The 13,194-nt window shown below is 46.5% G+C and carries 8 protein-coding genes and 1 pseudogene; 3 read left to right on the top strand and 6 right to left on the bottom strand.

Annotated features, from left to right (window positions below):
* From QT996_RS01845 to QT996_RS01860, 4 genes and pseudogenes are all read right to left on the bottom strand, one after another.
* A pseudogene (locus tag QT996_RS01845) lies at window positions 1-554 on the bottom strand (hypothetical protein); the annotation flags it as partial.
* 4 nt (window positions 555-558) lie between these two features.
* Complete coding sequence (locus QT996_RS01850) at window positions 559-723, bottom strand: hypothetical protein (RefSeq protein ID WP_333044181.1); 165 nt, start codon at window positions 721-723, stop codon at window positions 559-561.
* Between the two features lie 273 nt (window positions 724-996).
* A complete protein-coding gene (locus QT996_RS01855; RefSeq protein ID WP_333044182.1) occupies window positions 997-2,268 on the bottom strand; it encodes an FAD-dependent hydroxylase in 1,272 nt (423 codons plus the stop codon).
* Between the two features lie 225 nt (window positions 2,269-2,493).
* Window positions 2,494-5,952 (bottom strand): PAS domain S-box protein, encoded by a 3,459-nt coding sequence (locus tag QT996_RS01860; RefSeq protein ID WP_333044183.1) that lies wholly within the window; start codon window positions 5,950-5,952, stop codon window positions 2,494-2,496.
* Window positions 5,953-6,305: 353 nt separating this feature from the next.
* Between QT996_RS01860 and QT996_RS01865 the strand changes: the two genes are divergently transcribed.
* Window positions 6,306-6,593: a hypothetical protein gene (locus QT996_RS01865; protein WP_333044184.1), complete on the top strand. Its 288-nt coding sequence runs from the start codon at window positions 6,306-6,308 to the stop codon at window positions 6,591-6,593.
* On the opposite strand, the gene QT996_RS01870 is transcribed toward QT996_RS01865, so the two are convergent.
* Entirely contained in the window at window positions 6,546-7,676 is a 1,131-nt protein-coding gene (locus QT996_RS01870) for a serine/threonine-protein kinase (protein ID WP_333044185.1), read from the bottom strand. The two genes, QT996_RS01865 and QT996_RS01870, sit on opposite strands and share 48 nt — an antisense overlap.
* Before the next feature lie 282 nt (window positions 7,677-7,958).
* Between QT996_RS01870 and QT996_RS01875 the strand changes: the two genes are divergently transcribed.
* Window positions 7,959-12,221, top strand: coding sequence for a DUF4347 domain-containing protein (locus QT996_RS01875; protein WP_333044186.1), 4,263 nt, complete (start codon window positions 7,959-7,961; stop codon window positions 12,219-12,221).
* A 101-nt stretch (window positions 12,222-12,322) separates the two neighbouring features.
* Entirely contained in the window at window positions 12,323-12,865 is a 543-nt protein-coding gene (locus tag QT996_RS01880) for a GUN4 domain-containing protein (protein ID WP_333044187.1), read from the top strand.
* Window positions 12,866-12,941: 76 nt separating this feature from the next.
* On the opposite strand, the gene QT996_RS01885 is transcribed toward QT996_RS01880, so the two are convergent.
* Complete coding sequence (locus tag QT996_RS01885) at window positions 12,942-13,106, bottom strand: hypothetical protein (protein ID WP_333044188.1); 165 nt, start codon at window positions 13,104-13,106, stop codon at window positions 12,942-12,944.
* Between the last annotated feature and the right edge of the window lie 88 nt (window positions 13,107-13,194).

Consider the following 13,194-nt stretch of genomic DNA (forward strand, 5'->3'; position numbering starts at 1 on the left):
CATTTTTCGGGAAAGGCATCGCGGGTGTAGACGGTTAATGCAGCAGTGAAATATGCGATCGCAACTTCGATATTCTCAGCTTTCTCTCCCCTGATTCTCTCAGCGTAGGCAATTGCCAGATTATTTTGCGTCCTTGCCCAATTTTCGCTTCCCGGTTCCCAATTATTTAAAAGTATTTGATAACCAGTAATGGCAATTTCAAGATTATTCGCTCTTTTCCCCAGCGGAAAGTCACGAATATGAATACTCAAGTTTCCCATGTCGCCGAGAATAGATTCCATTGCTTCGGGATGTTCAGCAATTAAATACTGGGCCACTTGCTGTAAAATCTCGGCAAAACGGTCATTGAGGAGATGTTGCCGCTCGACCAGCATGGGGTTAATTACTTTAATATCGCTCTTGCTATCTTTTTCTGCTTGCAACAAGTCTAGGATAAACTTTCCATACTCTTGGGGCTTTTCACCTTCGGAGCGATCGCTATCTCCCTCATCATTTCTCCACAAGAATTGCCCTAGTTGACTGGCAAGATTTCGTAAAAAATTAATTAGTCCCATTTTTCTATCCTTCCCCTGCCAGGTTTTCTGCTACTACCTCGCAAAATTGCAGAAATCCGCGATCCAATAATTCTGAGTTAGCCTGTAAAATCTCCGGTTCCTCACCGTTGGGGCAATTCAGGAGTGTCTCAATCAATTGTAGATAAGCTTGGGCGCGGGTTTCTTCCATTGTGGGGAGTTGTCAGTAACACGGATGTTTATTTTACCATGATTCGATGGGTGGCCAGAAACCGGGTTTTTTCGAGAATATTTGGTTACAGGCGAAGAGATGGGAAAAAACCCGGTTTCTAAAGTTTGTGAACCGCAGATGTCGGCGGATATACGCTGATGGACGCTGATGAATTTAGTCGATAGGGGCGGGTTTATGAGATTGTTGGTTTTCGGAAAATATTGTGAGTAAAAACCGCCCCTACAGGATAAATGGTAAAAAACCGGGTTTCTTCTAATTTTGCGCTAATTCTGGTGGCCGGCCCATTAAACCGGTCATCAAGCGCAAGGCTAAAAACCTCACTGGGGGAATTGTCCGCAAACACCACAATCCAAAGCGGCGAAATGCTACAATTGGCAGCCAAGTATTGGAAAATAATCTGTCTAGAAAATCGGTAAATCCTAACACGATTAAATTCTCTTTTTTCCGCCAGTTGTGATACCGTTTCAATACTCGCAAATCGCCGATGTCTTCGCCTTTTTGGTGCGCTTGCTGCAAGATTTGGGCGATCGCCCCTGCGTCTCGAATGCCCATATTTAATCCCTGGCCGCCCACGGGATGGCAGCAGTGGGCCGCGTCGCCAATTAGTGCTAATCTGGGCAAAACGTAGCGATCGCTCTGCATTAACTGCACGGGAAACAAAAAGCGATCGCTCTCCAATTCCAAACGCCCCAAAAGCCCGCCCGTGCGCTGTTCCAACAAAGTCAAAAACTCTGTTTCATCCATTTGTTGCAAAGCTTTTGCTTCCGCGTGGGGTGCTGTCCAAACTACTTGACAGCGGTTCCCAGGTAATGGTAAAACTCCCATCGGGCCGCTCGGCCAAAAGCGCTCAAAAGCGATATCATTGTGCGGTTTTTCTGCTTTAATAGTGATAGCAACGCAGGATTGCCAGTATTTCCAGCCGCGAGTGCTGATGTTGGCTTCGGTGCGGATGCGCGATCGCGAACCGTCGGCTGCGACTAATAATTTGGTGCGAATTGTCCGAGTTTCGCCATTTTGTTTGACTTCTATTTCCGCGCAATCGGTTAAATATTTTACCTCGACAACTTCCGCCGGACAAACCCAGCTAAAATTCGGGTTTTTTTCCAAAGATTCCTGCAAAGCTGACAGCATTACTCGGTGCTCGCCAACGTAACCTAAAGCTGCTTTTGGTACGGGCAAATTGCCAGTATTTCCCAAATCCGGGCGGTGGAATTCCACGACGCCGGGATAGTCGCCGTCGCAGAGGCTAATTTGCTCGAAGGTGGTGATTTGCGGCAAGATTTGCTGCCACACGCCGATACCTTCTAAGATCATTCCTGATAGCAGGGTGATTGCATAGGCTTGTTTTTTGGCGGCGGCGGCGGCGGGGAGTTGGGTTTCAATTATAGCGATTTTCAATCCAGAATCTTTTAAAGCGCTGGCTAATGTGGCCCCGACTATGCCGCCTCCGACGATAGCTATGTCAAAGTCGAGTGTCGGTGTTTGCGTGGAGGCTGTTGTTGGAGAAAGTTGGTTTACAGGCATTTTCAAGGGATTTTGTCAAAGTTAATTGGATTGTTACTTTTTTATTGTAAAGAATTATTTCAATTTAGGGCGATCGAGCGACGGAGACGGGAGATGGGGAGACGGGGAGACGTTGAGAAATTTATGATTAATGACCACCATCAACGATCAACTGCCCACTATCAACTGCCAACTGCCAACTGCCAACAGTCAACAGTCAACAGTCAACAGTCAACAGTCTAATGACTAATGAATGCTGACCATTTCCTTTGTGTTTTCCGCAGCCAGCGCTGATACTTCCTGGCAAATGGGAATCTCGATGACAAACTCTGCACCTTCCCCGGGCGTGGAAATACACTGCAATTTGCCTCGGTGTTTTTCAACTATAATCTGATAGCTGATTGACAGTCCCAACCCTGTGCCTTTGCCGACGGGTTTAGTCGTAAAAAATGGGTCGAATAACTTGTGAATAACTTCTTGATTGATTCCCACCCCGTTGTCGGCAATGCGAATTGTTACTGTGTCTGAATTCGCACTGGTGCTAATCCGAATTCGGTTGTGGCGAGAATATATTTCTTTTGAAGCATGAGTGCTGTTGTACTCTTCGAGGGCGTCGATCGCATTTCCTAAAAGATTCATAAATACTTGATTGAGCTGACCTACATAGCACTCCACTTTGGGAAAATTGCCGTATTCTTTGATAATCTCAATAGCGGGACGAAGTACATTAGCTTTGATCCGGTGCTGCAAAATTAGCAAAGTGCTTTCGATTCCTTCGTGAATATCTACTCGCTTCATCTGCGATTCGTCGAGTCTGGAAAAGTTGCGTAAGGATACAACTAAGTCGCGGATGCGATCGGCTCCTACTTTCATTGATTCCAAAATCTTCGTAAAGTCTTCCATTAAGTAATCAACTTCAATATCTTCGGCTGCTTCTACAATTTCCGGGACGGGATTGGGGTATTTTTCCTGGTAAAGGTGGAGCAAACCAAGCAAGTCTGTGGCGTATTGGCTGGCGTGGGTGATGTTGCCGTAGATGAAGTTAATCGGGTTGTTAATTTCGTGGGCGACGCCGGCGACTAGCTGCCCGAGAGAAGAGATTTTTTCGGTTTGGATTAGTTGAGTTTGAGTTTGGTGCAACTCCTGGACAGCTTTTTCGAGCTCGGCTGCTTGCGATCGATACTGTCCCTCTGACTGCTTGAGTGCTTCCAAAACTTGGACTCGATCGCTAATGTCGGTGTGAGTGCCCACCCATTCGCGAATGCTGCCGTCTGCTGCTAAAACTGGAACTCCGCGCACCCAGAAGTGTCTGTAGCTACCGTCTGCAGCCCGCAAACGGTGCTCGACCTCGAAGAGACTTTTTGCTTCGACTGCGCGCATCCAAGCTTGCGCCGTGATCGGGCGATCGTCTGGGTGAATTGCCGAAGTCCAATTGTCTGTAGCTTCCTCCCAACTTTGACCCGTATATGCCATCCAGTCGATCGGTGCGATCGGCTTTCCCTGGCCGTCTGTCGTCCATACCAGTTGCGCGGTGGCCATTGCCAGCGATCGGTATCTTTCCTCGCTCAGGCGCACAAATTCTTCGGCTTGCCGGCTGGCTGTCACGTCGCGCAAAATAGCTGTGAATATGATTTCGCCTGCCACTTCGAGTTTGGAAATAGAAGCTTCGGCGGGAAATTCTGTACCGTCTCGGCGGCGGGCGAAAATTTCTTTGCGGTTGCCCATTTTTCGGGCTTGTTTAACGCCGGCGCCGAAATTGCTGACGAGGTGGCGGTGAGAGGCGGCAAAAGCTTCGGGCAAAAGCAGGCTCAGGGATTGTCCGATCGCCTCTGCTGCACTCCACCCGAAAATCCTTTCTGCACCTTGGTTAAACAGGATAATTTTTTGCTCAGCATCCACCGAAATAATCGCATCGTCGGCAATTTCTACAATGCCGGCGAAACGAGCTTGAGACAGTTGCAGCGCTTTTTCAGCTTGGAAGCGATCGCTAATGTCGCGGGCGATCGTCGAAATGTATGTGAGTTTGTCGTCCGGTGCGGAGTGGGAGATGATGACTTGGCTGACGGGAATTTCAAGTCCCGAGGCTGACACGAAGGCGGTTTCTCCGCTCCAAACGCCCCCGGAAACAGCAGTGGCGATCGCTTGATTCAAAGTGCTGCGGGCTGACGCTGCGGTGAATTCTGGAAATTGTCGGTTGGATATATCTTCGTTTTCGTCTATACCCACCATTTTTCTGCCTGCTTTGTTGATGTAAACCGCGCGTCCTTCGAGGTCGCAGATACCTACAAAATCCGGCGTTGCTTCCAGAATTGCTGCCAGACTTCTGTTAGCGATTTCGGCTTGTTTGCTCTCAGTAATATCCCGCGAAATGGTAACTATACCGCTAATATTTCCTACTCCGTCCCGGTAAGCACTTTTTGTAGAAAGAAATGTCCTCAAATTTCCTTTGACTGGCAGGTCTTCTTCGATCGCTTGCGTTTGGCCGGCTGTCATAATTGGGCGATCGGTTTTCCAAATATTCCCCGCAATTTCCGGCGGAAATAACTCGCTGTCATCTCTGCCGATAATGTCGTCTACAGACTTGCCAATTATACTAGCTCCCGCAGCATTTAGCATCAGATAACGGCCCTGAATATCTTTGACAAATAGGGCGGCCGGCGTACTATTGATGACGGCAAGCAACAGGTTGTAGTTTTTTTGAAGTGCCTGCTTAGTTGTTTTAGTGTCGAAAATTTGCTCCTGCAATTGCTCATTGGCGAGTTGCAGTTGGATAGTCCGTTTCTCAACTTGAGTTTCTAAGTCTAATTTAGCTTTCCTAAGTCCCAGTTCCGCTCGATAGCGCTTCCGGTCGGCCGTGCAGAGAGTTTTTGCATTCTGCCAAATCAGAACTGTAAAAATAATCACGTTCAATACGCTTAACAGCGATATCCCTACCTCCGGCGTGTAGGCTTGTAACCGCTCTCCCGAGAGGATGAAATAACCTACTAAAGGCGGGATAATAATTGCCCGTGGTAACAAGCGCCGCGCCATGATGCCGCCCGCGCGATCGCTCGTCATTACTGCTATCAATCCTCGCTCTGGGCTGGCAAATAAAATGCCGACGCTCAGCAACATAAATGCTGCGGAGGTGTGCAAAGCCATCCCTGTATTATTGCCAATTTGGTAAAATAAAGCTTTGTCGTAGAGGTAGCCTATCAAACCCGTAAATGCAATTAAAAATGCACAACAGCTTAAGATTTGAATCCGCAAGTATTTAGGGCGACGTTCTGACAGCAGCAGCAGCGCTGTTCCCAGCAATAAAAAAGCACCAGCAGTATTCGGAGCCATGCGTCCTGGTATTCCGGCGCTTGTCAAGGTGTAACTTTCTTCAAAGAGCAGTTGGTCGATGCCTAAGTCTAAATTAAAAGTATATTGAACTAGGGTTAATAGACTAATTAATATAATTAAAAATGAACAGCTATAAATTAAACAATTAGGATTTTTTTGATGCTTTCTTGCCCTTAATTCTACGCGCCGCCGCTGTTGGATGAACAGAGAACACCCGCCCAAAATAAAGCAGATCGCAGTATTGGCTTTCATGGTCACGAGTCCGGGCAGAATGCTTTTTAACAGTTGCAGATGGAATATCCAACCCAAAAGGACTGTACAGCCGATCGCGATTACTGCAATACTCGCTTTTTTGGAAAAAGACTGAACTGCTGCCATTCGGGTTGAGGGCCTGTGCAGTTGTTGTGCTCGTTCAAAAAGTTCCAATTTCTCGATCCCTCAAGTTATTTGGGTTTCTACGTATCTAAGGTAACAATAAATACTGTAGTCATATTGTTGCCCACTATACAAAGCTGCTTAAGACTTTCTTAAAACCGCTAAGCATAAAATATGAATTATTTTATCTAACTTTAGAGATATAGTCAACTGAAGGTTGAAGGCTCTTATGTAGAAGGCATTCGGCAGAATTCAATAATTTTTCTTGCTGGTAAGTTAAAACAAAAAATTCCTTGTTGCTTGTTCGTTGTCCCTTCGGTCTCGGAAATTAGCGCCCGATCGCTCGGCAAGACCGAGTGTTTTTACTCAGTACATCAAGGCGTAATAGTAGCGGATTAGTCAATCGGCAACACGATCGCTCGGATTGTCAAGCGGCTGCTGTGGCTGTGGGAAATGCGATCGGCAGAACAGATAAGACTCGGCGCTTGAAACCGCTACTACAAAAACAAAGTCCGCCTGCGCGGACTAAAGAGGGGATATTAAAGTCGGATTTGGTAACTGTCAACTGTCAACAGTCAACTGACAACAGACAACAGTCAACTAACTCCCAAGTTTTGAACTGCTTGCAAAGCTTCGGTTGCTGACGGGTAACGCTGGGGGAAAGCGTAGAGCACCATCTTGTCTAAAACGCGAGCCAACTCCGGGGTAACAGTTGCATTTTTCTGCCAGATAAGATTGCCTAAATTATCAACTCTGAGTTGTTTCGGGCGCATTCCTGTCAAGGCTTGAATCCCGATGAGCCCGACAGCATAGATGTCGCTGCACAGTTTCGGGGAACCGATGGCTTGTTCGGGAGGAATATAATCTTGCTGAGTCCCACCGCGCGATTTCGTTTGACCGATACTGTTTAGTGAAGTGTTGATTTCTTTAACTGCCCCAAAGTCAATTAATACAATTTTGTTATCAGATGTGCGCCTGATTAAGTTTTGAGGGTGAACGTCGCGGTGAATTACATCTTGTTTGTGAACAAAGACAAGGACTTCCAAGATATCTTTCAACAAATCAATAACCTGATGTTCTTCCCAAGGTTTACCTTCGATTAGTTCTTGATACAAGGGTTGCCCTTCGATGAATTGATAGACTAAATAAAAATATCCATCTTCTTCAAAGCGAGCTAACAATTCTGGTATCCGATCGTGTTGACCCAATCGATATAAAAGCCGCGTTTCTCGATCGAATAGGTGCCTGGTTCTCTCACACTGGCTTTTGAGGCGCTTGACGAGGCATAAAGGTCGATCGGGCAAATTTTCATCTTCAGCCAGATATGTATCGCTGTACTCAGTGCTGACCAAATGTTCTCTGATTCGGTAACGCATCTGCAGCAGTTTTTGCAAGATCGGATCGACATAATTAGCGGGTTGTGTGCCTTTTTCTACAGCTCTCATGATGCAGTCCCAAAGATTTGCTCCGACTACTCTTTCTTCTTGTCCAATAATTCCTGCTTGCTTCAGTACCTTGGTGAGGTCTTTCCACAAGTTGTAGCCGACATACCGCCCCAGGTAGCCCACTGTGTAGCCGCGGGCGATCGGATCGTTTTGCTGAATTTTTTGGTACGTCAAACCCCCGACAACACCTCGAATTATCGACTGCTGCAACCGACTCAGGTGTTTTTCCGTTTGTTCGTATACCAGATTGTCCAAAAAAATTATTGCTTCTTCTACCGTCATAGTTTCATATTTTAAGTGATTTGTACAGGAGCCACGCATTTTTCTAGCACTCGATTTCTGTTATATATGATTGCTCTAAAATTTGCTAGCTTGTCTACTTATTGAAATATATTTTTACAAATATGACTTTTATGACTTTAAGTTATGAATTTTATGAATTGACGTTTTAAGTAGTTCGTGCAACTATATCAAGTACAACTTTTAACTAGAGAGTACATTGCCACATTAGCGCATCGCAAATTTGACTGTACCCAATTTAACTAAAATCTTTAGAGGTGTATCATGCCAAACTCAATCACTCAAACAATTACAAAGTCGATCGCATTTATCGACAGCGCCGTACCCGAATCCCAAGTCTTAGCCAACGGTATTCGTCCAGAAACCGAAGTCATTCAACTAGATGCCCGTCGCAGCGGCATCGAACAAATTGCAGAAGCCTTGCAAAATCGCAGTGTCTCCGCAATTCACATAATTTCCCACGGAGCGCCGGGCTGCTTGCAATTGGGCAGCAGCAACTTGAATGCAGACAGCATCGAGTGCGATCGCATTTCTTTACAGCAGTGGTTTTCGACACAAATGGGCGCGATCGAAAATTCGCTATCCCCAAGCCCTGCGGAAGAAATAATTCAACCAGAAATTCTGCTTTATGGCTGCCAAGTAGCAGCAGGCGACACAGGTATGGCCTTTGTCAAAAGGCTAAGCGAACTAACCGGAGCCAGCGTTGCCGCCTCTCAGAATCTGACAGGAAGTGCAGCCAAGGGCGGCGATTGGGAACTCGAAATCAAAACCGGAAAAATCAAAACACCTTTAGCCTTGAAACCAGAGGTATTGGCTGCTTACAGCCACGTTCTCTCACTCTTTAAAATTAATGACTACGATCCAGAAATCTACGTCACCAATATCACCGCCGGAGACTTTAACGGTGACGGTAAGCCTGACGTAGCCACTATGGATCTTTCGTCAAACAACATTGGCATTGTCTTTGGAAATGGCAATGGCACATTTAACTTTGGCCCCAAAATTAATTTAGGGGTAGCTCCTTACGACTTTGCTGCAGGAGACTTTAATGGTGACAGCAAGCTTGATTTAGGCATTACTAACTTGAGTTCTAAAAACTTTTCTGTCTTATTAGGAGACGGCAAAGGCAGCTTTAGTCCGGCCACCAACTTTGATTTGGGTTCGTCTTCCACCTTCGTCTATTGGGGAGACTTTAACGGCGATGACAAGCTTGACCTAGTTACTATTAACTCCGACTCTAACAACATTTCCGTACTGTTGGCAGATGGCAAGGGCGGCTATGGCAAACCCACTAACTTTAGTGTGGGAACATTTCCCGCCATGGACATCGTTGTGGCAGACTTTAACCGCGATGGCAAGCTCGATTTAGCAACGGCAAACCAGACATCTAATAATATTTCCGTACTGTTGGGAGATGGCAAAGGTAGTTTCGGCAAAGCCACGAACTTTGATGTAGGAAAATCCCCCACTTCTATAGATGTGGGAGACGTGAACAACGACGGCAACCTTGACTTAGTAACTGCAAATAGCGGCTCAAACAGCGTTTCTATTTTATTCGGAGATGGCAAGGGCAGCTTTGGTTCTACCACCAGTGCTTATGGAGGAGTGAACCCCTCTTCACTTACCCTGGCAGACTTTAATGCTGATAGCAAACTTGATTTAGCAGTTTCTGATGTCATTTCGACCTTCATTTTGTGGGGAGATGGTACGGGCGGCTTCAACACTTACGACGAGGTTCCCTACACTGGTCTCAACCCTGCAATAGTAGACCTTAACGCAGATAACCAGGCCGATATAGTTGGCAACACCCTTGGAGATATCAGGGTTTTGCTCAACGATTCAGACGCTAATCAGGCCGTTTCTTACGCTATTACTATCAATGGTGCTAGCGATACTGAAGGCAACACGGGTGTAAAAAATCCCATTTTCACGGTGACTCGCAGCGGCAATACTACATTTAGCAGCAGTGTTAATTATGACATTACTGGCAATGCTACTAACGGCAGCGATTACAACAATATTGGCGGGACTTCTGAGGCAACTGGTATCAAAGGCACTATCGATTTTGCTCCGGGCGAAACATCCAAAACCCTGATTATCGATGTCTTGGGGGATACATTACCAGAAAGCGATGAAGACATTATTGTTACTTTGTCAAATCCGATCGCACCAGGCCCCAAACCTACCATTACTACTGCTACCGTTAAGGGTACGATTATAGACGATGACACTCCTGGCAACACGTCCACTACGCCAACACCAACACCGACACCAACACCAACTCCAACACCAACTACATCCGCTACTCCAACACCAACTCCAACACCAACTACATCCGCTACTCCAACACCAACTCCAACACCAACTACGTCCGCTACGCCAACGCCAGTCACGCCAACGCCAACGCCAGTGACGCCGACGCCGACAGAAGTGACGCCGACGCCGACAGAAGTGACGCCGACGCCGACAGAAGTGACGCCGACGCCGACAGAAGTGACGCCAACGCCTGCAGAAGTGACGCCGACGCCTGCAGAAGTGACGCCGACACCAGTGACGCCAGTGACGCCGACACCAGTGACGCCAGTGACGCCGACACTAGGGACGCCCCCACTGATACTTGCAACTCCAGACATTATTATTAATGCACCAGCGGGATTCTTAGTCACTTGGGAAGCAGGTGGCACAGCCCCCTTCTTTGTCAAACTCAACAGCCCACCTACTGCTGATGTGAGTATTACTTTTAGTACCAATAATGCGGGAGAAGGAGTAATTGACAGGCCAACTGTTACCTTCAATTCTACTAATTGGAATGAAGAGCAGATGGTGAGCGTAAGAGGCGTTGATGATTTTGTAGTTGATGGAGAGCAAAATTACATGATTATTGCCGACCCTGCTGTTAGCGCCGATCCCAATTACTCCGGGTTAACTACATCAATTGTTTACGCTTACAATAATGACGATGACGATCCTCTTCTTGAGACGAGCGTTAGTATAGGCTGCGTTATTGATGGTTACATCTCCGGTGCAACCATCTTCCTAGATGCTAACAAAAATGGCATTAAAGATAGTAACGAACCATCAACTACTACTGACTTTAACGGTGAATATCAGCTCGATATTCCCTTGGAGACTTTCGACAAAAATAAAAATGGGAAAATCGATGCAGATGAAGGCAATTTAGTAGCTTTTGGAGGGACGGATACGGGCACGGGTTTGCCGCTGGAAACGCCTGTTGCAGCGCCTGCGGATGCCACTGTTGTTACTCTGTTAACCAGTTTGGTAACTGATTTGATGGCTGGGGGAATGACGCAGAGTGAAGCCGAGTCAAAAGTTAAATCTACTCTGTCTATTCCTGCGGGAGTTGACTTGATCGACTTAGATCCGATCGCCTCTACAGCCAAAAATGAGCCTGGCGGCGTTGAAACTCTAGTCGCCATGACAAAAGTCCAAAACGTCATCACCCAAACCAGCAGCCTCATAGACGGGGCATCTACGGCTGATAATGGTGCGATCGTCAAAGCTGTTGTCGGGGCAATTAACAGTAAAATCAAATCCGGTGGTTCCCTGGATTTGAGCGATTCGGCACAGGTAGAAAGCATTATCCAGCAATCTGTTGCCAACGTCAAAAAAATTGACACCAATCTCAACACTCAACAGCTTTCTCAAATTACCCCGGAAGCAGCGAAGGTAATGGTTGAGGCAAATCAAAGCACGGATAAAGTTAAATCTAACTTTTTGCCTGAGTTTATTCCTTCGGAAATTGCCAAAGTCCAAAAGGTGACATTAGGTGAAAGTTCGATCGCCCTCGAAGAAGCGGCGGCTGGCACAAAACCAATCGCACAGGTAGTTTCCGAAAATACTGGCGAATTTTTAACTGCCAAAATTCAAGGAAATCCAGCACCGGCTCAACCCGCTGTTCCGGTTGTGCAAGGTGATGTGGAACTTGTCAATACTTCTCCTGAAATTCTGGGCGCTGAGGGCAAAAATCTTGTCGGTACTGATGATAGCGATACTTTAATCGGCGGCAGCGGTAACGATTTTATCAGTGCCAGAAAAGCTAGTGATTCCCTCGATGGTGGGGGCGGCAATGACACGATTTACGGTGGGCGGGGACTCGATACGCTGACAGGTGGCAGTGGCGATGATATCCTATTTGGAGGCCGCGGTGCTGACAGTTTGGACGGCGGTGCAGGCAATGATAGTTTGTACGGTGGCAAGGGAGATGATACTTTGCTTGGCGGTTTGGGTGATGATTTTCTCAGCGGCGAAAATGGCAACGATTTTCTGATTGGAGGTAGCGGGAGCGATCGCTTTTTGTTAACTCCAGGTGGGGGCTCGGATACGGTGCTTGATTTTGAGGTGGGTATCGATAAATTTGCGATCGATAACGGTTTGACTTTCCAGCAGTTAGAAATTACCCAAACTGCGGGAGGAACGCTGCTAAAAGTTGCCTCAACTAATCAAGTTTTGGCAACGGTGACTGGGTTGAATAGTTCGATTACTGAATCGGATTTTGTGTTGCTTTAGATCCAACTCCAGCGTAGGGGCAATCCTGTGATTGCCCTTCTAAATGAGGTAGGCACTAAAAACGAATCATTTGTTAAATCACTTTTACTGGGAGGAGCATCATGTTTAAGTTTGGAAAAATGACCCTAGTATTCATCACCGCATCTGTTGCTGTTTTGCAGCCAGCTTTTTCAGCTAGCGCCCAAGAAACCAGCAGCGAATTCAGGCAACTGCAAACCTTATTAGAAGCTAAGAAATGGGACGACGCCGATCGCGAAACCGTCTCTCTACTCCGCAACAACCCCACGTCTTGTCCTAACCTCCGCGCGATCGACCAATTGTGGATGCAACACAGCAATAACAAATACGGCTTGACCCCGCAGTTAGAGATTTGGCAGAAGACGAGCAACGGTTTAAATTGTAAAACTTGCGAAGGTGAAATTAAAGAATTTAGCGAAAAGGTAGGATGGAAACTAGGCCCGCAAGCAACTCCTATGCTAGGGGATTTTCCAGCTCAGTACCCAACTGTTGCTGCATTAGGTTGGCAAAGCTACGTGGATGGAGATGCAACTATGCAGATTCTTTTTGGCACCCGGAATACATGGCAAGCATGGAAAGTTCAAGGTTATAACTTGTTCTCTACTTTTGCTAATTGCGGCAAGTAAGTAGACCCACATAAAAAAACAATACCCAGATACCCGACTTATTTAAGAAGTCGGGTATCTAAAGCGCGAGATCGTTTTACGTTCTTTTGCTTTCATACTTCTGCTCGTTTTGCTGAATTTCTTGGTATGTCAAACCCCCTACAACGCCTCGAATTATCGACTGTTGCAACCGACTCAGGTGTTTTTCCGTTTGTTCGTATACCAGATTGTCCAAAAACAATATTGCTTCTTCTACTGTCATGACTTCATGTTTTAAGTTATTTGTACACGCTCTGCACATCTTTTTTTCTAAAATAGCAACTTCCCAGGGATGAGGTTCAGCTTTCCAC

The organism is Microcoleus sp. S13C4, assembly GCF_036700865.1.
GTDB lineage: Bacteria > Cyanobacteriota > Cyanobacteriia > Cyanobacteriales > Microcoleaceae > Microcoleus.